This is a genomic window from Streptomyces litchfieldiae (assembly GCF_031845365.1).
Classification (GTDB): Bacteria; Actinomycetota; Actinomycetes; order Streptomycetales; family Streptomycetaceae; genus Streptomyces; species Streptomyces litchfieldiae.
In genome coordinates, this window is the sequence record NZ_JAVREL010000001.1 from 707,496 (window position 1) to 729,468 (window position 21,973).

Here is a 21,973-nt window from a genome sequence, read left to right on the forward strand (position 1 = left end):
GGCCATGGACATCATCATCAGGGACGCGCGGCCGGCCGAGCTGGACGAGGCCGGCGAGCTGACCGCCTCCGTCTATCTGGGCGACGGGCTGCTCGACTTCGGCGAGGACGACCCGTACCTGGAGCACCTGCGGGACGCCCGGCGGCGCGCGGAGCACGCCGAGGTGCTGGTCGCCGTCGACCCTCCCCCAGACTCCGTCTGGGAGGTGCCCCCAAGCGCTAACGAGGTGCTGGGCTGTGTCACGTTCGTGGGCGCGGGCGGGGAGTTCGCCGACATCGCGGCGGACGACGAGGCGGAGTTCCGGATGCTCGCCGTACGGCCGTCGGCCCGGGGCCGGGGCGCCGGCGAGGCGCTGGTGCTCGAGTGCCTGCGGCGGGCACGCCGGCTCGGCAAGCGGCGTGTCGTTCTTTCCAGTCAGTCGCAAATGCACACGGCGCACCGGCTGTACGAGCGGCTGGGGTTCGTTCGGGCGCCTGAGCGCGACTGGGAGCCGATCCCGGGCATGGCACTTCACGTGTTCGCACTCGACCTCTCCCTCAACGGAGAGCAGGAGCACAACATATAGGGGCTCTCCCTCAGCGCGGCACTAGATGTATGCTCATGCTCGCTGTCGCCGCGGGGAATCCGGTGCGAATCCGGAACTGTCCCGCAACGGTGTGCGATGGGCTGATTTATGCTGCCCATCGTCAGTCCGACCCCCTGCGGGCGGCATCGAACAAGTCCGGGCCTCGTGGAGTGGGCCGGCGGACGCCACGCGGTATGCCTTTGCCTTGCCACACGCATGCCCCGGTGCGCCCGTCGCCTCCCGCCCCCTTCCGGGGCCGTCGCGCATTCGAGGGAGAGCCACCGAGTGACCACCGCACCCGTCGCACCCGCGGAGCCGGTCACAGCCGCGCTGCCGCGCACGCTGTCCGGCCTCACCGCCGATCTGCCCGCCGCCGACCCCGACCGGGTCGCCACCGCCGTGCTGCGCGGACGCCACCCCGCGTCCGACGAGGCCGAGACCCGCGCGCTGGCCATCGAGGCGGCGGCCGGGCTCATCGCCGAGGACCCCGCCTACTCCCGGCTCGCGGCCCGGCTGTTGACGCTGGCGATCCGGGACGAGGCCGCCGCGCAGGGCGCCGTGTCGTTCTCCGCCTCGGTCGCCATCGGCCACCGCGAGGGCCTGATCTCGGACACCACCGCGGCGTTCGTCCGGCGCCACGCGGCGGAGTTGGACGCCCTGGTGGAACGGGCGGTCGCCGACGGCGCCGACGACCGTTTCGAGTACTTCGGGCTGCGCACCGTCGAGTCCCGGTACGTGCTGCGCCACCCCACCACCCGCAAGGTCATCGAGACCCCCCAGCACTTCCTCCTGCGCGTCGCCTGCGGCCTGGCGGACGGCGACTCCCCGCGGGCCCTGGCCGAGGTCGCCGAGCTGTACCGGCTGACCAGCTCGCTGGCCTATCTGCCGTCCTCCCCCACCCTGTTCAACTCCGGCACCCGGCACCCGCAGATGTCCGCCTGCTATCTGCTGGACTCCCCCCGGGACGAGCTGGACTCCATCTACGAGCGGTACCACCAGATCGCCCGGCTCTCCAAGCACGCCGGCGGCATCGGCCTGTCCTACTCGCGGATCCGCGCCCGCGGTTCGCTGATCCGCGGCACCAACGGCAAGTCCAACGGCATCGTGCCGTTCCTGCGCACCCTGGACTCCTCGGTGGCCGCGGTGAACCAGGGCGGCCGGCGCAAGGGCGCCGCCTGCGTCTATCTGGAGACCTGGCACGCGGACATCGAGGAGTTCCTCGAACTGCGGGACAACACCGGCGAGGAGGCCCGCCGCACCCACAACCTGAACCTCGCGCACTGGATCCCCGACGAGTTCATGCGGCGGGTCGAGGCGGACGCCGACTGGTCGCTGTTCTCCCCCGCCGACGTGCCCGAGCTGGTGGACCTGTGGGGCGACGACTTCGACGCGGCCTACCGCCGCGCGGAGGCCGCCGGCCTCGCCCGGCGGACGGTGCCCGCCCGGCAGTTGTACGCCCGCATGATGCGCACGCTGGCGCAGACGGGCAACGGCTGGATGACGTTCAAGGACACCGCCAACCGCACCGCCAACCAGACCGCCCGGCCCGGCGCGATCATCCACTCCTCCAACCTGTGCACCGAGATCCTGGAGGTCACCAGCGACGGCGAGACCGCCGTGTGCAACCTCGGCTCGGTCAACCTCGCGGCCCACCTCGGCGGTGACGGCTCGATGGACTGGGAGCGCCTGGACGCCACGGTCCGCACCGCCGTGCGGTTCCTGGACCGCGTCGTGGACATCAACTTCTACCCGACCGAGCAGGCCGCCGCCGCCAACTCCCGCTGGCGGCCCGTCGGCCTGGGCGTGATGGGGCTCCAGGACGTCTTCTTCCGGCTGCGGCTGCCGTTCGACTCGCCCGAGGCGCGCGAGCTGTCCACCCGCATCGCGGAACGCGTCATGCTCGCCGCCTACGAGACCTCCGCCGACCTCGCCGAGGAGCGGGGCGCGCACCCCGCCTGGGCCGACACCCGCACCGCCGACGGCGTGCTGCACCCCGACCACTACCCGGACGCCGAACCGGCCTGGGCCGCCCGCTGGCTCGCGCTGCGCGGCCGGATCGCCCGCACCGGCATGCGGAACTCGCTGCTGCTCGCCATCGCCCCCACCGCCACCATCGCCTCGATCGCCGGGGTGTACGAGTGCATCGAGCCGCAGGTGTCCAACCTGTTCAAGCGCGAGACGCTGAGCGGGGAGTTCCTCCAGGTCAACACCTACCTGGTGGCCGACCTGAAGCGGCTGGGGCGCTGGGACGACACCACGCGCGAGGCGCTGCGCGAGGCGAACGGCTCGGTGGAGGCGCTGCCCGGCCTGCCCGAGGAGGTGCGCGAGCTGTACCGCACGGCGTGGGAGCTGCCGCAGCGCGCCCTGATCGACATGGCCGCGGCCCGCACCCCGTACCTCGACCAGGGCCAGTCGCTCAACCTGTTCATGGCGGCGCCCACCATCGGCAAGCTCAGCTCGATGTACGCCTACGCCTGGAAGCGCGGCCTGAAGACCACCTACTACCTGCGCTCGCGCCCGGCCACCCGCATCGCGCAGGCCGCCCGGACCGGCGCGGCCACCGCGCTGCCCGATCCCGGCCACGGCCCCGTTTCGGCCACCGTCCCCGAGCAGGCCCTCGCCTGCTCCCTGGAGAACCCCGAGTCCTGCGAGGCGTGCCAGTGACCACCACACCCGTGAAGAACCTGCTCGATCCCGGCTTCGAGCTGACCCTGCGCCCGATGCGGTACCCGGAGTTCTACGAGCGCTACCGGGACGCCATCAAGAACACCTGGACCGTAGAGGAGGTGGACCTCCACTCGGACGTCGCCGACCTGGCGAAGCTCTCGCCGGGCGAGCAGCATCTGATCGGCCGGCTGGTGGCGTTCTTCGCCACCGGCGACTCGATCGTCGCGAACAACCTGGTGCTGACGCTCTACAAGCACATCAACTCCCCCGAGGCGCGGCTGTATCTGTCGCGGCAGCTCTTCGAGGAGGCGGTGCACGTCCAGTTCTATCTGACGCTGCTGGACACCTATCTGCCCGACCCCGAGGAGCGGGCGGCGGCGTTCGCCGCGGTGGAGAACATCCCCTCCATCCGGGAGAAGGCCCAGTTCTGCTTCCGGTGGATGGACTCGGTGGAGGACATCACCGCCCTGTCCTCCAAGGCGGACCGGCGGCGTTTCCTGCTCAACCTGATCTGCTTCGCCGCCTGCATCGAGGGGCTGTTCTTCTACGGCGCCTTCGCCTACGTGTACTGGTTCCGCTCCCGCGGCCTGCTGCACGGCCTGGCCACCGGCACCAACTGGGTGTTCCGCGACGAGAGCATGCACATGGACTTCGCGTTCTCCGTGGTGGACACCGTCCGGCGGGAGGAGCCGGACCTGTTCGACGCGGAGCTGGAGCGGGAGGTGACCGCGATGCTGCGGGAGGCGGTGGCGGCCGAGCTCCAGTTCGCGCGGGACCTGTGCGGCGACGGACTGCCGGGCATGAACACCGAGTCGATGCGCCAGTATCTGGAGTGCGTGGCCGACCAGCGGCTGGTCCGACTGGGCCTGGCGCCGGTCTTCGGCTCGGCGAACCCGTTCTCGTTCATGGAGCTGCAGAACGTCCAGGAGCTGACCAACTTCTTCGAACGCCGCGTCTCCGCCTACCAGGTGGCCGTGGAGGGCAGCGTGTCGTTCGACGACGAGTTCTAGCCGGCCGGCCGGGTCCCGCCCGGCGCGGGCCGCTCCCGCCCGCCGTATCGGGAGCGGCCCGGTGCGCCGGAGGGGGCGGCCGTGCGGGTGCCGGTCCGGCCGCGGGAGCGGTCAGAAGCCGCAGCTCGGGGCCGACCAGAAGCGGGAGGAGCGGTTGGCCAGGTGGGCGTGATCGTTGTGGTCCGGGTAGCCCGGGCCCAGGATCTCGTTGAAGCCGTGGTAGCGGGCGCGCTGGACGAGCTGGCAGAGCGTCGGGGAGCCCGTCAGGTCGATCGCGTCACCGTAGAGGTGGCGGCTGGTCGCGGAGCCGCCCGCCGCGCTGTTGCACGAGTAGGAGCGGAAGCCGCTGCTGGTGGTGATGGGCCGGTCGCCCAGCGCGTGCCGCAGCGCCTCCAGCTTCCACATGTTCACCAGCGCGTTGGCCCGGGCCGTGGCCGCGCTGACCGCGCCGCCCGACCAGTCGGAGTTGCAGCGGTTGAGCTCGGCGTAGGTGAAGTGGATCGGGGTGCAGTCGTTGTCCTGAAGGGCGTAGATCTGGTTGAACGTCTGCGGGCCGGCGACGCCGTCGGCCGACAGCCCGTACGCCTGCTGGAACCGGGTCACGGCCGCCGCCGTCGCCGGCCCGTAGTCGCCGTCCAGCGCCAGGACGTTGCCGTAGCCGGGGTAGCCGGACACCCGGATCTGCAACTGCCGGACGTCCGCGCCCGACATGCCCTGGCTGAGGGTGCGGCCCCAGGTGTAGCAGCCGTCGGCCTGCGCGGTGCCGGCCGTGGCCACGGTGCCCACGACGGCTGCTGACGTGATCATGACAATAGCGAGCAAGACACGCATGGCGCGTCTGAACATGCTTCCTCCGAGGGGAGAGAGATACGTCGCAAACGAGGGTGGCCCAAGCAGTCAACGCGCGTCAACCGCGCGGGCGTCCGCCACTGGACGAGCCCAGTGGCGAACGCCCGCGCATCGCCCGGCGGTCACCCCTCGTTGGGCACCGTCTCGTACTTCGGCGTGCCCTCGGCCATCATCTTCAGCGCCTGCTTCCGCTCCCGCTTGGAGAGCCGGTCCACATACAGCCGGCCGTAGAGGTGGTCCGTCTCGTGCTGGAGGCAGCGCGCGAAGTACCCGCTGCCGCGCACCGCGATCGGCTTCCCGGAGGCGTCCTGGCCGCGCACCACCGCGTAGTCCGGGCGCGGCAGCTCGGCGTAGGCGGTGGGGACGGACAGGCAGCCCTCGTTGTTGTCGTCCAGCACCCGGGATTCGGCGGGCAGTTCGTCCAGCACGGGGTTGCACACGACGCCCACGTGACGCACGCCGTCGTCGTCCATGCAGTCGTAGACGAAGACCTTGAGGTCCACGCCGATCTGGTTCGCCGCGAGCCCCACGCCCTCCGCGGCGCGCTGGCTGGCGAACATGTCGTCGATCAGCGCGGCCAGCGAGTCGTCGAACTCGGTCACGTTCCGGCACTCCTTGTGCAGCAGCGGATGACCGATGACCGTGATGGGCCGGACCGTGCCGCGCTCCCGGTGTGCCTGCTCGCGCTCCGCACAGTCCTGCGTGTCGTCGATGAACTCGTCGTCGATGCGCTCATCGGTCTCTTGCTGCGCCATGGTCGGCCCGTCTGCCTTTCGGTGATGCGTGTGGTGATGCGTGTCGTGCCGCGGGAAAGCCGCGAAAAATGATCCGTACAGCTTACGGCCCCCCGGCGGCGGCCCGGCCCGACCGGTCAGCACACCTCTTCGAGGTCCCGCCAGTCCCGGGTGTCCGGGCTGTCCGCGACCCAGCCGTCGAGCAGCCCCCGCACCAGGGAGCCGGGGGCGGCCAGCCCGCACTCACGCTCCGGCGCCCAGGGCCCCGCCGCGCCCGTGTGCCCCAGCGGCCCGGGCCGGCCCGGTGCGCTGTGGTCGTGCGGATCGTGCTGCGCGAGCCCGTCGCCCTCCTCGCTGGGCATCCGGCTCTCGGAACAGGACCGGCACAGCAGCCGCACCGAGGAGGACCAGTCCTCCGCGGCGTATCCGGCGTCCGCCGCCAGCTTCTCCAGGGCGTCCCGGTCCGCCTCGGTGGCCGCCTCGATCAGCACCACCCAGGTCGGCACCGCGGACGGCGCCCACAGCTCGATCTCGTCGAAGACGGGGTAGACCGAGGGCACGCCGCCGCTCATCGTCGTGCGCTCGCCGCGCGGCGCCCCGTCGTGCAGCACCACCTCGCCCCAGCGGCGCCCGGAGGAGGGCAGTGGAATGTTCTGCACCTCGATCCGCGCCGGGTCCAGCCGCCGCCCCCAGACGACCTCCGCCTCGCCCTCGGGCGACAGCCGCACCGCGGCCCCGCCCAGGTCCATGCCCAGCGGCTCCTCCGCCACGGAGGCCGCGCCCGGCACCGGCAGCCCGTACGCCTGCCACGCGCGGCGGGCCAGCGGCCAGTCCTGGAGCGCGGTCGCGGCGATGCCGACGTTCCACCAGTCCGGGGCGCCCGTGTCCTTCTCCAGCAGGGCGACCGCCCGCAGGCCCGCGGAACGCGCCTGCTCCCAGTCGTGCCGGAACTTGTGCAGCAGCGCGAGGTTGAACCAGGACTCCGACAGCCACGGCTCCAGATCGGCGGCCCGCGTGAGGAGCGCGTCGGCGTCCTCGTAACGGCCGTCGTCGATGAGCGTGAAAGCCCGGTTGGTGGCCAGCCGCCAGTCGGTGGACGGGCGCTGCCGGACCCTGCCGAAGATCCTCACGTTGTCCTGCCTGATTCCCGCTTCGTAGCGTGCACTTCACACATCTCCTGTCCGTCCCGGGCCGCATCCAACCATGGGCGGACAGGTGCCTGCTCACAGGATGGGTCAGGCGGACGCCACGCGCGAGACGACGGAAGACCAGCGGGGTGAAACGCCAGGCAGGAGGGCGGCCCCGGACGCCTACTCGGCCGCCGGGGGCTCCCCGCCGCGGATCGAGTCGATCCGCCCGAGTACCTTGGCGCGCAGGTCGGCGGGGACCTCGTCGTGGCCGCAACAGCGCTTGACGAGCTTCTTGACCGACTGCTCCAGACCGTATTTCTCCAGACACGGAGAGCACTCGTCGATGTGCTCCTGGAACTTCGCGCAGTCGCCGTCCGGCATCTCGCGGTCCAGATACTCGTACAGCCGGTCCAGGACCTCGGAGCAGTCCGTGGGGTGCGACTGTTCGCCACTCATGATCCAGAACCTTCCTGAGCCCCGGCCGGGACGAGACCGCGCTCCCGCGCGTAGTCCGCGAGCATGTCACGGAGCTGCCGGCGGCCGCGGTGCAGCCGGGACATCACCGTGCCGATGGGTGTACCCATGATGTCGGCGATCTCCTTGTAGGCAAACCCCTCGACATCCGCGAGATACACGGCGATCCGGAACTCCTCCGGAATGGCCTGAAGCGCCTGCTTCACATCGGAGTCCGGCAGGTGGTCCAGCGCCTGCGACTCGGCCGAGCGCAGCCCGGTGGACATGTGCGACTCGGCGCGCGCGAGCTGCCAGTCCTCGATCTCCTCCGCGGCACTGCGCTGCGGCTCGCGCTGCTTCTTGCGGTAGGAGTTGATGAAGGTGTTGGTGAGGATGCGGTACATCCACGCCTTGAGATTCGTGCCCTGCCGGAACTGGTGGAACGAGCCGTACGCCTTGGCGTAGGTCTCCTGCACCAGGTCCTCGGCGTCCGCCGGGTTCCGCGTCATGCGCAGCGCGGCGGAGTACATCTGATCCAGGTAGCCCAGGGCGTCCCGCTCGAACCGCGCGTTGCGCTCGGCCTCGGTCTCCTCGTGCGTCCCCTCGTCCGTCCCGGTGACCGGACCCACCTCCTCCGCCAGCGTCAGGAGCCCGGTGACGGGCTCGTCCGCTTCGGAGGATAGACGACGGCGTGCCACCCCCGCCGGTCGGGAGGACCGGTCGGCGGCCAGCCGGAGCGTCGCCCAGTCCACCTCGGCGGCCCGGCGGGTGAGCTGTTCGGCGGGGCGGGGCGGGCAGGCGATGGAACCCATCGGGGCGATCTCCCTCTCTCGCGTCGGCGAGTGTCGGGTCTGCGAAAGCTTGACGCCGGGGAGAACGCGTGCGGCGCCCCGCCTATTCCCGGGGCCGGCGGCCCCGGGCGAGGCCGGGAACGCCGCCCGGAGCGCCGTTCAGAACAGGGTCTCCTCCTCGGGCGCGGGCAGCTCGGCGACCAGCTCTGGCCCGTTGTTGCGCACGTTGCTGACCGCCGTGGAGACGGGGTACGCGCGGAACCGGCCGGGCGGCGGGGGCGCCAGCAGCGGCCGTATCTCCTCGGGCTCGGTGCGGGCCGGGTCCAGCCAGGCGTCCCAGCGCTCCGGCGGCAGGGCCAGCGGCATCCGGGGGTGGATGTCGGCGAGCGCCCCGGGCCCGCCGCCCGCGCCGGGCAGCGACGTGGTCTCCGCCTCGGTGGTGACCACCGTGCACGTCGCCCACCAGGCGCGGGGGTGGTCCTCGGGCAGCGTCCGGTCCCGCCAGAACTCGTACAGCCCGGCCAGCGCCATGACGGAGCCGTCGGCGGGCGTCACGAAGTAGGGCTGCTTGCGGGGCCGCTTGCGCTTCCCCCGCTCCTCCTCGGCGCGCTCCTCGGCGCCGGTCATCCACTCGTAGTAGCCGTCGGCGGGCAGCAGGCACCGCCGGGCGGCGAACGGACGGCGGTAGGCCGGCTTCTCGTGCACGGTCTCGGCCCGGGCGTTGATCATCTTCACGCCCATGTCGGGGGACTTGGCCCAGGACGGCACCAGCCCCCAGCGCAGCGCGCGCAACTGCCGCACGGGCTTCGGCCCGGCCTCCTTCACCGGCCGGTCGAGCACCGCGTACACCTCTTTGGTGGGCGCCACGTTCCAGTCGCCCGGGAGCGGCTGGGCGGCATCCCAGAGCTCCACATCGAACAGCCCGGCCAGATCCTCCGGCCGCCGGCTCGCCGCATACCGTCCGCACATGGCGCCCAAGGGTAGTGCGGGGGCGCATGCGAACGGAAAGGAGCACCGGGGCCCCGGTCGGAACCGGGACCCCGGTGCGGGGATGTGGCTTACTTACCGCCGGTACTTACCGCCTGGTGCCGAACGTCAGTTGACGGGCGGGTAGGCGTTGGCCAGGAGCTCCTGGAACTGAGCGGAGAACCAGTGGCCGGAGAGCGGGGCGTTCGGCAGCGCGCCGGACATGTTGAAGTTGTTGCGCGGATTCCCCTCGTAGGTGGGGTCGCACATCCGGTCGAAGCCCTTGCCCTCGTCGTTGTCGATCAGCTCGCTGGAGCCGTCCGACTCACCCGGGGGCTTGATCCACGCGTAGGCGTCGATACCCGTGGCTGGCGAGGCCTGCGGACGCTCGCCGAGACCCGCGCCGGACTGGTTGCACCAGTTGCCAGCCTGGAAGCGGCCGTCGAGACGGCTGCCCTCGACGTAGGCGTTCACGTCGGTCATCGGCCCCGGGCCGGTGGGCCGGTCGGGACCGCCCCAACCGTTGCGGGAGGTGTCGATCAGCATGCCGATGCCGGAGTCGAAGCCCTGGCTGATCAGCTCCTGACGGAAGCCCTGGGCGAAGGACTGGTTGTCCACGTAGCGGTTCCAGTCCACCCAGTCCGACTGGCGCACGGACACGCCGCCCACCGAGTCGTTGATGGAGTAGTACGGCTCGGTCGTCGGGCCGTAGTTGGCCGTGTTGACGATGAAGCCGTGGACGTTGTCCACGCTGCCGCTCTGGACGGCGACATCGTGGAACAGCTCGGCGGAGGCGCCGAAGTTGTCGTCCCAGCCGATCCAGCCGTAGTGGCCGGCGTCCACGTAGTTGTAGACGTTCGGGATGGCGCCCAGCTCCTGGAGGGCGTAGGCGATGCCCTCCTGGTAGTTGCCGTTCGCCAGCATCGTGTCGCAGTTCTCGGTGGCGGTCTCCCGCGGCGAGACGTTGGTGATGAGGTTGGGCAGCGAGTCGATCTCGACGATCGTGACGATCCGCAGGTCGGCGTAGGCCGGGTCGCTGAGGATCTCCGCGATCGGGTCGATGAACTCGTTCTTGTAGGTGTCGATGTCGTCCGCGGCCAGCTCACCGTTGGAGGCGAGCGCGGCGCAGTCGCGGCCGGGCAGGTTGTACACCACGACCTGGAACACGAAGTTCTCGTGGTCCTGCGCCTGGACCAGCGCGTTGTCGAGGTGCTCGCGCAGACCCGTGCTGTTGCCCGCGGAGCCACCGGTGATCGCGGCGCGGCGGTCCAGCCAGACGGCGGTGGGCTCGTTGGCGATGGCGTCGCCGCCGGGCTCGGCCGCGGCGTGGGCGGACCAGTCCGGGTTCACATAGACGCCAGCGTTCGCGTACGGGTTGTCAACGCGGTCGCCGGGCGGGTCCGGATCCGGGTCCGGGTCCGGGCCGCCGGGGTCCTCGTCACCACAGGCGACGCCGTTGACCGAGAAGGCGGTCGGCGCGGCGTTCGTGCCCGAGTAGGTGAAGTTGGCGCCGGCGGACACCGTCGCGTTCGGCGCGATCGCGGCGTTCCAGCCGGTGTCCTCGACGGTGACGGTCTGTCCGGACTGCGACCACACGGCGTTCCAGCCCTGCGAGAGACGCTGGTTGCCGGCGTAGTTGTAGGTGAGCGTCCAGCCGTTCGTCGCGGCGTCGCCCGTGTTGGTGATCGACACGTTCGCCGTGAAGCCGGAACCCCAGTCGTTGACGGAGTAGTCGACCTCACAGGCGAACGCGGCCGCCGCGGCCTGGCCCTGCATCAGCCCGCCGGTGCCCAGCGCCGTGGCTGCGAGGACCCCGGCCGTGAGCAGCGCGCGACGCCTGCGTCTCGGTGGGGGGTTGGTGCGGCTCATGTGAGTCCTTTCGGTGGTTGCCGAGTCGACGCCCTGCACGACGGGACGGCCGTTGCGACCGGAACGACGCCCGTCCTGACGTCCGAACTCTCTTGGAAGCGCTCCCACTGGTTGAAGGGAAGGTAACGCCAAGAGCCGCTCTCCGCCAGGGTTCTGTTCAAGAAATGTGTCGGCAAAGCGACCAGACAACGCAGTCAGGCCAAGGTAGTCACGGGTTCTGCGTGACCTCGCGTCAAAGGTCTTGACGCGTACGCGCCTTAGTCACATCCTTGGGAGCGCTCCCACTGGCCCCTTCACTCGCGACCACGAAACGCAGCGCTCCTCACCCCCTACACGAGCCGCAAGGAGGGACCGCCCACATGCGTCTTCGCAAAAGAGCACCAGCCGGCACCTCGCCCCCGTCAGGAACCAGACGCAGACGCGTCGTCCGCCGGGGGCGTGTCGCCGCGCTGATCGCACTCGCACTCCCGCTCTCCCTGACCGCCGGGCTGAGCAACAGCGCCCAGGCCGCCGATCCGGCGTGCAGCGTCGACTACAGCGCCAACGACTGGGGCTCGGGCTTCACCGCCAACGTCACCATTCACAACGAGGGCACCGCCGCGCTCAACGGCTGGACCCTCACCTACAGCTACTCCGGCAACCAGCGCCTCGCCCAGGGCTGGAACGGCCGCTGGTCCCAGTCGGGACAGACCGTCACCGTGGTCAATGAGAGCTTCAACGCGACCATTCCCGCCGGTGGTTCGACCAGCGCAGGCGCCAACTTCACCTACTCGGGCACCAACACCGCGCCCACCACCTTCTCCGTCAACGGGTCGGTGTGCGGTGAGGAGCCCGTCGAGGACCCGGCCATCGTCGCCGCCCCCACGTCCCTCGCGCTTCAGCGGGGCGCGAGCGGGACCGTCGGCCTGCGCCTGAACGCCCAGCCCACCTCGAACGTCACGGTCAGCGTCGCCCGCACCAGCGGCAACAGCGACCTGGCGATCTCGGGCCCGGCCACCCGGACGTTCACGCCGACCAACTGGAACATCACCCAGTCGGTCACCATCGCGGCGGGCACCACCGGCAGCGGCTCCGCGGTCTTCACGGCCTCGGCCCCCGGCCACGAGCCGGCCACCTTCACGGTGACCCAGCTCGGCGGCGGCACCGGCGACGGCGAGAACGAGGAGCGCTTCCTCTCGCTGTACGAGCAGATCAAGAACCCGGCCAACGGGTACTTCTCGCCCGAGGGCGTCCCCTACCACTCGGTGGAGACGCTGATCGTCGAGGCGCCCGACTACGGGCACGAGACGACGTCGGAGGCGTACTCGTACCTGATCTGGCTGGAGGCCCAGTACGGCCGGATCACCGAGGACTGGGGTCCGTTCAACGCCGCTTGGGAGGTCATGGAGGAATACATGATCCCCGAGGCGGACGAGCAGCCCACCAACAGCTTCTACGACCCGTCCTCGCCCGCCACCTACGCGCCGGAGTCGACGAACCCGGGTGACTACCCGGCCGAGCTCGACAACAGCATCCCGGTCGGTGACGACCCGCTGGCCAACGAGCTGTCGTCGACGTACAACACGGACAACATCTACGGCATGCACTGGCTGCAGGACGTGGATGACATCTACGGCTACGGCGACGCGTGCGGTGGCACGTCCGGCGAGCCGACGTTCATCAACACCTTCCAGCGGGGTCCGCAGGAGTCGGTGTGGGAGACCGTTCCGCAGCCGTCCTGTGAGGACTTCACCTACGGCGGCCCGAACGGCTACCTGGACCTGTTCACCGGGGACGCCTCGTACGCCGAGCAGTGGCGTTACACCAACGCCCCCGACGCCGACGCCCGCGCCATTCAGGCCGCCTACTGGGCCAACCAGTGGGCCACCGAGCAGGGCAACGCCTCGGCGATCGCCGGTACGGTCGACAAGGCCTCGCGGATGGGCGACTACCTCCGCTACGCCATGTACGACAAGTACTTCAAGCGGATCGGCAACTGCGTCGGCGCCTCCGCCTGCCCGGCGGGCACCGGCAAGAACAGCGCGCACTACCTGCTGAACTGGTACTACGCCTGGGGCGGCGCGCTGGACACCTCCGCGGGCTGGGCCTGGCGGATCGGCTCCTCCTACGCGCACTTCGGCTACCAGAACCCGATGGCCGCGTACGCGCTGAGCGAGGACGCCGCTCTGGTGCCCAACTCCCCGACGGCCGATGACGACTGGGCGACCAGCCTGGACCGTCAGCTCGAGTTCTACCAGTGGCTGCAGTCCGCCGAGGGCGGCATCGCCGGTGGCGCGACGAACAGTTGGGAGGGCCACTACGGCACCCCGCCGGCCGGCACCCCGACGTTCTACGGCATGTTCTACGACGAGAAGCCCGTCTACCACGACCCGCCGTCGAACCAGTGGTTCGGCATGCAGACCTGGTCGATGCAGCGGCTCGCCGAGTACTACTACGCCACCAACGACTCGCGGGCCGGCACGATCCTCGACAAGTGGGTCGAGTGGGTTCTGAGCGAGGTCACCATCGGCACGAACGGGGACTACGCGGTCCCGGCGACGCTGCGGTGGTCCGGTGCTCCGGACACCTGGAACGCGAGCAACCCGGGTGACAACTCGGAGCTGCACGTCGAGGTGACGGCGCACTCGCAGGACGTCGGTGTGACCGGTTCGCTGGCCAACACCCTGTCCTACTACGCCGCGGCCAGCGGGAACACCGCCGCGCAGGAGGCCGCCGCCGGTCTGCTGGACGCCCTGTGGGCGAACAGCGACTCGAAGGGCATCTCCGTGCCGGAGCCGCAGGCCCACTTCGAGCGGTTCGACGACGAGATCTACATCCCGCCGGGCTGGAGCGGCACGATGCCCAACGGCGACGTGATCGAGCCGGGCGCGACCTTCGAGTCGATCCGCACCTTCTACCACGACGACCCCAACTGGGGCCAGGTGGAGGACTACCTGAACGGGGGCCCGGTCCCCGTGATGGAGTACCACCGCTTCTGGGCGCAGGCGGACATCGCCATCGCCATGGCCACCTACTCCAACCTCTTCGAGGTCTAGGAGAGTTCTGTTCCTGGCAACAGGAACAGAAGGGGACGTAACCCAGTGCCCCGGAGCGCTCGCCGCTCCGGGGCATTGGCATGGGCACCTGAGGCCGCCGCTATGGTGTGCGAAACCCCCACCGGTCCATCGCAAGAATCGAGAGAGCCGTGGACTACTGCACCACCTGCCGTAGGCACCTCAACGGCGCATTGATATGCCCTGGTTGCGGGGAAATCACCTCCTTCGGCCAGGCAGGTCCGGACCGCATCCGGCCCCCGGCGCCGGCGCCCGAGGGTCCCCCGCGGGACGACGAGTTCGGCACGGACCCGGCACCGCCCCATCCCCGGGAGGCCCGCGAACGCGAACGGGCCCGGGCGCGGGCAGCGGACGAGGACCTCGACGACGGCCACGACGACGGCCTGACCGCGCCGCTGCCCGCCGCGCCGCCGCCGGGCGGCGGCCGGGCGGCCAAGCGGCACGCGGCGTCGCGCCGCACCGGCCGGCGTTATCTGGCGGCGGCGCTGCTCGGCGTGGTCGTGCTGGGCGTGGCGGTGGCCGAGGTCGGCGAAGTCGTGATGCCCGCCTCCGACTCCTCCGGAAACGACCCGGACCCGGACGCCGCGGGTTCGCCCTCCGCGGCGGAGTCCAGCGCGGCCGAGGAGTCGGAGGAGCCCTCCGACACCCCGGTGGCGCTGCCGACGTCCGAGTCCGCCAGCCCCTCGGAGGAGACCGCCGAGCCGTCCGAGGACGCCGAGACGGAGGAGCCCCCGCCGCCGGTGGAGGAGGACGGCTCGCTGGAGACCACGAGCGGTCCGACGGCCCCCTCCCCCAGCGAGCCGGGCGACGCCTCGCCCTCCACCTCCCCGTCGGAGCCGGAGGACTCGCCGTCCCCGAGCCCCACGGAGGAGGACGAGGACTGCTTCCTCTTCTGGTGCGACTGAGCCCGTCGTTCACCCCGGCGGCGGCCCTGCCGGGGTGAACGCGGAGCCGGGGCCGGCCGGGCCCAACGGGCCGGTCAGCCGCCCCCGTTGACAGATACGTGGTCGATGGCCACCTCGGGGATGTGCCACCGCTCCAGCAACTCCTGGTAGGTGCCGTCCTCCAGCAGCGCGCCGAGGGCCGCGCGGACGGCGTCGAGCAGCTCGTCCTGTCCGCGCGGGACCGCGATCCCCCGGGTGCCCCGCTTCCCGTGGTCGAAGGCGGCGTACAGCCCGATGTCCGGGTGCTCGGCGGCGTAGTACGCCGCCACGGAGTAGAGCAGCATCGCCGCGTCGGCCTCACCCGTCCGGATCGCCTCCGCCATCTCGTCGCGGGTGGCGAAGGGCCTGATCTCGACCGGATCGGCGCAGCTCGCGGTCTCGTCGCGCAACTGGCCCTCCAGTGGCCCGGTGTAGGTGGTGACCGTCAGGCCGCAGAGCTCGGTCATGTCGCCGGTGAACTGCTGGTCGTCGCTCAGCACGGCCCAGCCGTCGCCGAAGTGATTGACGAAGTCCACGCCCAGCCTGTCGCGCTCCTCGGAGTTGTCCGGGAAGTTGGCCATCGCGATGTGCGCCGCGGCGTGTTCGCCCAGCTCGACGGCCGCCTCGGCGGCGGCTTCCCGCTCGTCGGTCATCGAGAAGGTGATCTCCACGCCGAGCCGCTCCCCCATCTCCCGGGCCAGGTCCACCTCGAAGCCGGCCGGGGTGCCGTCGTCGTCGTTCTCGAAGAGGACCGGCTCCGCCTCGGACGAGATGTGCACGGTGATCCCGCCCGCGTCCAGCACGGACTGCGGGACGAGATCGGCCAGCGGCGCCGCCCCGCCCTCGCCGTTCACCTCTGGTGCCGTGCTGCCGCCGGGGTCGTCGGCCTCCGGGGTCTCCTCGCCGCCGCCCGAGTTCGACAGGACCAGCGCGACGGTCGCCGCGAGCGCCGCCGCTCCGGCCCCGGCGCCCAGGAGGTAGCCATTCCGGCGCCGCGTCGATCCGGTCGATCCCGTCGATCCCGGGGATCCCGTCGATCCCGGTGAGTGAACGGGGGCGGTGGATGGCCGGGGTGGTGGCGGCGGCCGAAACTCCCCGGAGAAATACGTGGTCTGATCGCCGCGCACAGCGGGCCCGGGCGGCGCGTTCGACGAGGTGGAGGCGGGCGCCGGCGGGCCCCACGCCGGGGACCCTTCGAACGCCCGCAGCGCCTCCGTGTCCCGCACCAGCCGCTCCGTCAGCCCCGGCGGCAGCCAGAACTCGGCGCCCGCGCGCTCCTCCGCCAGCGGCGCGATCTCCGCCGACCCCGGCCGTTCACCGGGGCGCTTCGCCAGGCAACTGCTCACCAGCGCCCGCAACTCGCCGCTCAACCGCCCGTTCTCCGGGCCGAGTTCGGGGGCCTCGTGCATCGACCGGTAGAGCACGGTGTGCACTTGGTCCCCTGAGAACGGGGCGGAGCCGGTGGCCGCGTAGGCCAGCACCGCGCCCATCGCGAAGACGTCGGCCGCGCCCGTCAGTTCCTCGCCCCGGATCTGCTCCGGCGGCATATAGCCGGGGGTGCCGATCATCGCCCCGGTCCGCGTCACCATGCTGGCGTCCACGGCCCGTGCGATGCCGAAGTCGATGACCTTCGGGCCCTCCAGTGTCACCATCACGTTCGACGGCTTCAGATCGCGGTGTATCACCCCGCTGCCGTGGACCTCCATCAGCGCGTGCGACAGGCCGAGCGCCAGCGCCCACACCGAGTGCTCCGGCAACGGCCCGTGGAGCGAGTTCACCACCTCCCGCAGCGGTGCCCCGGCCACGTATTCCGTGGCGATCCAGGGCAGGGCCGCTTCGGTGTCGCTGTCCAGCACGGGAGCCGTCCACATCCCGCCGACCCGCCGTGCCGCCCGGACCTCCGTGCGGAATCGCCGCCGGAAATCGGGGTCCCGCGCCAGCACTCCGTGCACGGCCTTGACCGCCACCAGCTGTCCGCTGTGCGAACGGCCCAGGAAGACCTGCCCCATGCCGCCCTCGCCCAGCCGTCCCAGCAGCCGGTACGGACCGACGGCGGTCGGGTCCTCTTCCGGGTTCAGCGCCTCGACTGTCATCCTCAATGCCCCATTCGGCTGCCCGCGTTGACGGGCGCCCGCTCCGGGGCCGCCTGGCCGTTGCGCCAGGCGGCCGGCATCTCGCTGTACGTGCCGTCGTCCATCAGTACCTGGCCAGGGCCGCCTACTCGTGCGGCGGGGTGCAGCGGTGAAGTGCGGCGCAGTAGTAGCCGCGGCCCTTGCAGTGCCAGCAGTTGTGCGGGGCGGCCACGCCGACCCCCCGCCCGGACGCGGGCACGTACAACGTCTCGCGGAACTCCACCCGTTGCCCCGTGCACGCCTGGCACTGCCGGTGCGGCCCCGGGCAGTCGTTGTCTGGGTCTACTGGTTCAGCCATCCCGATCCATCACAAGAGGTGCGCGCGTCCTTACTTCCGGGCCATCAGAACGTACCCCCTCCGGCCGCCCGATCGGCACGGATCGCAGTTCTTCGGCCTCTTTCCGCGAGAATCAGTCCCCGCGATGATCCCCGGTGGCCCCGTCGACGAGCTCCCGCACGATGTCCATGTGCCCCGCGTGCCGGACGGTCTCCTCCAGCATGTGGACGAGCGCCCAGCGCAACGACACGGTGGCCCCGCCGAAGAAGGCGAATGCGGTACCGAGGTCGTCGAGATCCAACGCGTCGATGGCACGATCGGCCGTGCCCCGGGCCCGGACGTAGAAGTCCACGACGTCCTGAACGGACTCCCCCGCCCCCACCCGCAGGTCGGAGCCGTCCCCCACGGCGGGATCGAACGGCAGCGGCCCGGTCTCGCGCCCGAAGGTGAGGCAGAACCAGCCCAGTTCGGCACCGCCCAGGTGCTTGACCAGCCCCAACAGGCTGTTCCCCAACGGCGTCACGACCCGCCGCGCCTGCTCGTCGTCGAGGCCCTCCAGCTTCCACAGCACCACATCCCGATGCCGGTCGAGGGCGGCGCGCAGGCACTCCTTCTCACTGCCGGTGAAGGGCACATGTCTGACCATGCGCGGACGGTAGCAGGCGGCGCCGACAGGGCCCGGGCCCTCCGCTGTGACCGTTCTGTGACATGACGGCCACCGGCCCGCGGCTCCCACACGGCTAGCGTCGCGCCCATGATCGTATGGCTCAACGGCACCCACGGCGCCGGCAAGACCACGACCAGCGCGCTGGTGCAGTCACTCCTGCCGGACTCACGGGTGTTCGATGCCGAGAAGGTCGGCGAGACGCTCATGGACATCAAGCCCGGTCTGCCGGAGACGGACAACTTCCAGCACTGGCCGCCATGGCGCCCGCTCGTCGTCGAGACCGCCCGCCGCGTTCTCGACTACGCCGGCGGCACCCTGGTGGTGCCCATGACCGTCCTGGTCGAGCAGTACTGGCGCGAGATCAGCACGGGCCTGGCCCAATACGACATCCCCGTAAGGCACTTCGTTCTCCACGCCGACCAGGACACCCTCCGCGGACGCATCCTGGGGGACACGGTTCTCGGCCCCTCCCCATTCCGTCTCAAATACCTCGAGCCCTACGCCGAGGCGGCCCGCACGTGGCTGCACGCCGAGGCCGAGGTCGTCGACACCACACACCTCACGCCCGCCCAGGCCGCCCAGCGGATCGTGGAGGCAGTCAAGGGGTGAGGCTTGATCGGCCGTAACGTGTTGCCCGGCGTGCGGGGCACCCTCAGATCGAGGGCGATCCCTTCAGCAGAGCTCCCAACGAGCCCATCAAGCGCTGCGGTCCGCACATTCGGTCCGGCGCCGTCATCGATGCCCTGGAGGACATCCGCCGCCTGCACAACCTCGCTGGTCACAATGAGTGCCTGATCACGGCGTCGCTGGTGCGCAGCGCGGCTAAGAGATCGCTGTGCAGCGCGTCTGGGACCGATCCTGCTCCGAGGGCACAGGCCCAGACCAGTTCCTTGCAGTCCGTTGTCTGCCGGTCCGTGGCGAGTGTGACGGCCAGCGAATGGCCGAGCATCTCGCGGGCCGCGTAGCCGTCCCGGGCTTCGGCGGTCCGGTGGGCCAAGTGCTCGGCGAGGCGGGGGGCTGCAGGATGCTCGGCCGAGCCAACGGCGTCGAGAACCGTGAGGCCGAGGCGGATGTCGAAGACGGTGAAGCCAGGCTCTGCTTCGCGGCGGAGATAGGTGTCCACCAGATATGAAAGGTGGTTGTCGACCGGTTGACCGGCTTCGCGGCGGCACAACACGGTCAGGCAGGCAGTGACGTTCTGTTCCCACGGATCCCCGGCGACCGTACCGGCGAGGAGTTCGGCGGCGCGTTCGGTGTCTCCCGCGGTGAGGGCGGCGAGAACGGCGACTTGGCGACCGTCCAGCATCCGCTTGCCCACCCCTCGGTGCTTCTCGATGTGGGCCAGAGCTTCGTCCCAGCGTCCCGTGGTGGTGAGAGTCCGGGTGCCATCGGCGAGGAGCACCCGCCACAGCCACGCGCGCACCTCCTGGCGATCCTCGATCGTCGCGGTGAGGCTGGCCGGCACGGCGATGCCTTCAAAAACAGCGGCGTCACCCGCACCAACCGCCTCGTATAGATCCAGGAGCCGTTGGCGGGCGTCGTCGGTACGGCCGGCCCGGATGTGCAGTCGGGCGAGATTGACGACGGGCTCCAAGCCGCGGATGGCGCTTATGGCGGGCAAGGGGCAGGAGCGCAAGTAGGCGGCGGCGTGCTGATGGCACATCCTGCGAGCGAGTTCCGGGAGCCCCAGATCCGAAGCGATCAGCGCGGATTGGTTGTAGACGGCGGAGGCCAGGCCCTGGTCACTCTTGCTCGCCGCCTTGCTGGCCAGGTCGACCAGGCCCCGCACACGGTCGGGCAGTGGCAGACAAGCCGGGCGGAATCGGGCGATGAGCGGGAAACGCTTCGCTGTCGAGCCGTGCTGGTCCATGTGCCCTCCCGGGCGATCGTGCGGGTAGGGAGACGAACCGGCGGTTCCCACCGGGTGCGGCGCACAGCCAGCGGGAACCACCCTCCGACACGCGGACAGGCTCACCGCCAGTCGACGACGATGCGGTTCAGCAGTGTGTCGATGGCGAAGAGGCCGGGCCGCTGCTCGATCGGGGGAGCGCCCAGCGGCTGGATCTCGAACGTGGCCTCGCGTCCTCGGAACTCGCGGTCCCAGGTGCGGATCACGTCGGCGACCTTCGCGGCCAGCTCATCGCTGCCGGGCCCGTGGCCGATGACGCCGAATTCCCAGAGCTTCCCGCCCTCGGGCGTCTTCTTCTCCGACAGCCGGCGGGCGAGGTAAGTGATGGCGCCCTTGTCGACGGCCGCGGTGGAAGAAGGGTAGGGGTCCTCCGTGAGGACGGTGCCCTTGACTTCCTTGGAGAACAGCATCCGGATCAGGCCGGAGGGCAGGGAGCAGGAGACGAACAGCTCCATCCATTCAGGGCTTTCCATGGCGCGGAACATCGTGCCGGTCCACTCTTCGGTGCGCGGCTGCTCCAGCACTCCGGCCAGGGCTCCGGCGTTGACGTGCTGCCCGGCGGCCGCTTGGAGCCGCACGGTGCTGTTCCTGCTGAGCGGAATGATGCGCCGACCGTCGTCGGCGATGCCCCTCCTGAGCGGCATGAAGGTGTTCATCTTGCTGCTGACGCTCGTCCAGCGGCCTTCGCGCTGCTCGTAGGCAATCGAGCGGGACACGCTGCCCGTGAGTCGCTGAGGAACCACGAGCCGTCCGCCAGAGGCGAGTTGCCGCATCCAGGCGTGCGGGACACCGTGTGCGCCGACGGTGGCGATGATCCGGTCGTACGGCGCGCCCTCGGAGTGGCCGACAGCTCCGTCGCGGGTAAGGGCATCGACGTTGGTGAACCCCGCTGCGGCGAGGTGGGCGCGGGCGCCGTCCACGAGGTCTTCGTCAACGTCGATGGTGGTGACGTGACCGGCCTCGCCGACCAGGTAGGCGAGCAGGGCGGCGTTGTAGCCGGTGCCGGCGCCGAGTTCGAGAATGCGTTCGCCGGGCCGGGCCTCCAACTGGTCCAGCATGAGGGCAACGATGCTGGGCTGGGAGGCGCAGGAGATCGACGTGCCGTCGGTGTCATATTTGATGTCCACGATCGCGTTCGCGTAGGCGGCTTCGAGCGGCGCGTCGGGCACGAACAGGTGGCGGGGCACGGTGCGCAGCGCGGTCTCGACAGCGGGTGTGCGGGCGTACCCGGAATCGCGGATCTTGTTGACCAGGGCGTTGCGGAGCCGTTCGGCGTCGGCCTTCGGGGTAGCGATCACGTTGGCGTTCACGACACTGACGCTATCGGCCTCGGCCGTGGCATCAGTGGGTGACGCGGTGTTGTCTCTCGATCCCATAACTACCTCTCGTGCGATGTGGGAGATGGCGTGCTGCTCGTCTCGGAGGAGACCTGCGCGGTTGGCGTGGAAGATCACATGGTGGGTGATGACGGCTCGCAGACCACGGGTCAGGCCATTGCTCCTGGCGAGGTGGGCGAGCGTGGCTCCCGTTCGCTCGAAAGCGCTCACCCACTCGGTGTGCCCGTCGAGCGGGCCGTTCGGCCGGCACAGGCTGTGGGCGTCGCTGGTCATCAGCTTGCGCATGGCCGGGGCCTGAGCAGTGGCCTTCTCCGGAGTGAGCGGTTCGCTCGTGGTCGGGCGGAGTTCGGCGACCTTCGCCCAGACGTCGCCCTGCTCGAACCAGTCCAGATCAGCCGCCCGCATCATCGCGCTCATCAGGAGAACGGCGGTCTCCCGACGGCCCAGATGCCCCGGGCCAGGCTGGTAGGTGAGCAGGTGGTGGCTGTCCTCATGGAACAAGTCGTGGGCGGCGCGGTGCCTGTCAAGTCAAATGAAACGAATGTGATGCTATGAACTCTGTTGTTCGATTTGGTGTCGCTTGGCGGGGTTGTTGATCCATGTCTGGTGGGGGATCGATGGCGGGACGGGGCGGCGGTTGA

At 70.5% G+C, this 21,973-nt stretch carries 18 protein-coding genes and 1 riboswitch; of the genes, 6 read left to right on the top strand and 12 right to left on the bottom strand.

Features of this window, described 5'->3' with window-relative positions:
* The first annotated feature begins 4 nt into the window (after positions 1-4).
* The 3 genes from RM590_RS03325 (at position 5) to RM590_RS03335 (ending at position 4,242) form a co-directional block, all read left to right on the top strand.
* Positions 5-565, top strand: a complete 561-nt coding sequence (locus RM590_RS03325) for a GNAT family N-acetyltransferase (RefSeq protein ID WP_311702793.1) — start codon at positions 5-7, stop codon at positions 563-565.
* A 23-nt stretch (positions 566-588) separates the two neighbouring features.
* A riboswitch (cobalamin riboswitch) is annotated at positions 589-720 on the top strand.
* A gap of 61 nt (positions 721-781) precedes the next feature.
* On the top strand, positions 782-3,229 hold the full coding sequence (locus RM590_RS03330; protein WP_394813767.1) for a ribonucleoside-diphosphate reductase subunit alpha: 2,448 nt from the start codon (positions 782-784) through the stop codon (positions 3,227-3,229).
* A 56-nt stretch (positions 3,230-3,285) separates the two neighbouring features.
* Positions 3,286-4,242, top strand: a complete 957-nt coding sequence (locus RM590_RS03335; protein ID WP_311702842.1) for a ribonucleotide-diphosphate reductase subunit beta — start codon at positions 3,286-3,288, stop codon at positions 4,240-4,242.
* Positions 4,243-4,353: 111 nt separating this feature from the next.
* Here the strand turns inward: RM590_RS03335 and RM590_RS03340 are convergent, their stop codons facing one another.
* From RM590_RS03340 to RM590_RS03370, 7 genes are all read right to left on the bottom strand, one after another.
* Positions 4,354-5,088, bottom strand: a complete 735-nt coding sequence (locus RM590_RS03340) for a D-Ala-D-Ala carboxypeptidase family metallohydrolase (RefSeq protein WP_311702795.1) — start codon at positions 5,086-5,088, stop codon at positions 4,354-4,356.
* A 125-nt stretch (positions 5,089-5,213) separates the two neighbouring features.
* On the bottom strand, positions 5,214-5,846 hold the full coding sequence (gene def, locus RM590_RS03345) for a peptide deformylase (RefSeq protein WP_311702796.1): 633 nt from the start codon (positions 5,844-5,846) through the stop codon (positions 5,214-5,216).
* A gap of 116 nt (positions 5,847-5,962) precedes the next feature.
* Positions 5,963-6,955, bottom strand: a complete 993-nt coding sequence (locus RM590_RS03350; RefSeq protein WP_311702797.1) for a tetratricopeptide repeat protein — start codon at positions 6,953-6,955, stop codon at positions 5,963-5,965.
* Between the two features lie 180 nt (positions 6,956-7,135).
* Positions 7,136-7,411, bottom strand: coding sequence for a mycothiol system anti-sigma-R factor (gene rsrA, locus RM590_RS03355; protein ID WP_311702798.1), 276 nt, complete (start codon positions 7,409-7,411; stop codon positions 7,136-7,138).
* Positions 7,408-8,037 (bottom strand): sigma-70 family RNA polymerase sigma factor, encoded by a 630-nt coding sequence (locus RM590_RS03360; protein WP_394813778.1) that lies wholly within the window; start codon positions 8,035-8,037, stop codon positions 7,408-7,410. Before RM590_RS03360 ends, rsrA begins: the two co-directional genes overlap by 4 nt.
* A gap of 321 nt (positions 8,038-8,358) precedes the next feature.
* Complete coding sequence (locus RM590_RS03365) at positions 8,359-9,168, bottom strand: SOS response-associated peptidase (protein WP_311702800.1); 810 nt, start codon at positions 9,166-9,168, stop codon at positions 8,359-8,361.
* A gap of 126 nt (positions 9,169-9,294) precedes the next feature.
* Positions 9,295-11,034 (bottom strand): glycoside hydrolase family 6 protein, encoded by a 1,740-nt coding sequence (locus RM590_RS03370; protein WP_311702801.1) that lies wholly within the window; start codon positions 11,032-11,034, stop codon positions 9,295-9,297.
* 359 nt (positions 11,035-11,393) lie between these two features.
* Between RM590_RS03370 and RM590_RS03375 the strand changes: the two genes are divergently transcribed.
* Together RM590_RS03375 and RM590_RS03380 are read left to right on the top strand one after the other, a co-directional pair.
* Positions 11,394-14,069, top strand: a complete 2,676-nt coding sequence (locus RM590_RS03375; protein WP_311702802.1) for a glycoside hydrolase family 48 protein — start codon at positions 11,394-11,396, stop codon at positions 14,067-14,069.
* Positions 14,070-14,218: 149 nt separating this feature from the next.
* Positions 14,219-14,992, top strand: coding sequence for an SCO2400 family protein (locus tag RM590_RS03380; protein ID WP_311702803.1), 774 nt, complete (start codon positions 14,219-14,221; stop codon positions 14,990-14,992).
* A 74-nt stretch (positions 14,993-15,066) separates the two neighbouring features.
* Here the strand turns inward: RM590_RS03380 and RM590_RS03385 are convergent, their stop codons facing one another.
* The 3 genes from RM590_RS03385 to RM590_RS03395 all read right to left on the bottom strand — a co-directional run bounded on the left by RM590_RS03385 (position 15,067) and on the right by RM590_RS03395 (position 18,065).
* A complete protein-coding gene (locus RM590_RS03385) occupies positions 15,067-17,103 on the bottom strand; it encodes a serine/threonine-protein kinase (protein WP_311702804.1) in 2,037 nt (678 codons plus the stop codon).
* Positions 17,104-17,227: 124 nt separating this feature from the next.
* Positions 17,228-17,440 carry a hypothetical protein gene (locus RM590_RS03390; RefSeq protein ID WP_311702805.1) on the bottom strand — a complete coding sequence of 71 codons (213 nt, stop codon included), beginning with the start codon at positions 17,438-17,440 and terminating at the stop codon, positions 17,228-17,230.
* A 112-nt stretch (positions 17,441-17,552) separates the two neighbouring features.
* Complete coding sequence (locus RM590_RS03395; RefSeq protein WP_311702806.1) at positions 17,553-18,065, bottom strand: DinB family protein; 513 nt, start codon at positions 18,063-18,065, stop codon at positions 17,553-17,555.
* Between the two features lie 108 nt (positions 18,066-18,173).
* On the opposite strand from RM590_RS03395, the gene RM590_RS03400 reads away from it, so the two are divergent.
* Entirely contained in the window at positions 18,174-18,695 is a 522-nt protein-coding gene (locus tag RM590_RS03400; protein ID WP_311702807.1) for an AAA family ATPase, read from the top strand.
* A 169-nt stretch (positions 18,696-18,864) separates the two neighbouring features.
* Here RM590_RS03400 and RM590_RS03405 read toward each other — a convergent pair whose 3' ends face one another.
* Positions 18,865-19,956, bottom strand: a complete 1,092-nt coding sequence (locus RM590_RS03405; RefSeq protein ID WP_311702808.1) for a hypothetical protein — start codon at positions 19,954-19,956, stop codon at positions 18,865-18,867.
* Positions 19,957-20,057: 101 nt separating this feature from the next.
* A complete protein-coding gene (gene fxlM / locus RM590_RS03410; protein WP_394813768.1) occupies positions 20,058-21,833 on the bottom strand; it encodes a methyltransferase, FxLD system in 1,776 nt (591 codons plus the stop codon).
* Positions 21,834-21,973: the final 140 nt, after the last annotated feature.

What these genes read in the sequence shown, in the direction of transcription:
- def (WP_311702796.1), bottom strand. Translation starts at nt 5,846, where the DNA reads ATGGCGCAGCAAGAGACCGATGAGCGCATCGACGACGAGTTCATCGAC.
- RM590_RS03395 (WP_311702806.1), bottom strand. Translation starts at nt 18,065, where the DNA reads ATGGTCAGACATGTGCCCTTCACCGGCAGTGAGAAGGAGTGCCTGCGC.
- RM590_RS03335 (WP_311702842.1), top strand. Translation starts at nt 3,286, where the DNA reads ATGCGGTACCCGGAGTTCTACGAGCGCTACCGGGACGCCATCAAGAAC.
- RM590_RS03325 (WP_311702793.1), top strand. Translation starts at nt 5, where the DNA reads ATGGACATCATCATCAGGGACGCGCGGCCGGCCGAGCTGGACGAGGCC.
- RM590_RS03390 (WP_311702805.1), bottom strand. Translation starts at nt 17,440, where the DNA reads ATGGCTGAACCAGTAGACCCAGACAACGACTGCCCGGGGCCGCACCGG.
- RM590_RS03405 (WP_311702808.1), bottom strand. Translation starts at nt 19,956, where the DNA reads ATGGACCAGCACGGCTCGACAGCGAAGCGTTTCCCGCTCATCGCCCGA.
- RM590_RS03385 (WP_311702804.1), bottom strand. Translation starts at nt 17,103, where the DNA reads ATGACAGTCGAGGCGCTGAACCCGGAAGAGGACCCGACCGCCGTCGGT.
- RM590_RS03375 (WP_311702802.1), top strand. Translation starts at nt 11,394, where the DNA reads ATGCGTCTTCGCAAAAGAGCACCAGCCGGCACCTCGCCCCCGTCAGGA.
- rsrA (WP_311702798.1), bottom strand. Translation starts at nt 7,411, where the DNA reads ATGAGTGGCGAACAGTCGCACCCCACGGACTGCTCCGAGGTCCTGGAC.
- RM590_RS03340 (WP_311702795.1), bottom strand. Translation starts at nt 5,088, where the DNA reads ATGTTCAGACGCGCCATGCGTGTCTTGCTCGCTATTGTCATGATCACG.
- RM590_RS03400 (WP_311702807.1), top strand. Translation starts at nt 18,174, where the DNA reads ATGATCGTATGGCTCAACGGCACCCACGGCGCCGGCAAGACCACGACC.
- RM590_RS03365 (WP_311702800.1), bottom strand. Translation starts at nt 9,168, where the DNA reads ATGTGCGGACGGTATGCGGCGAGCCGGCGGCCGGAGGATCTGGCCGGG.
- RM590_RS03370 (WP_311702801.1), bottom strand. Translation starts at nt 11,034, where the DNA reads ATGAGCCGCACCAACCCCCCACCGAGACGCAGGCGTCGCGCGCTGCTC.
- RM590_RS03330 (WP_394813767.1), top strand. Translation starts at nt 782, where the DNA reads ATGCCCCGGTGCGCCCGTCGCCTCCCGCCCCCTTCCGGGGCCGTCGCG.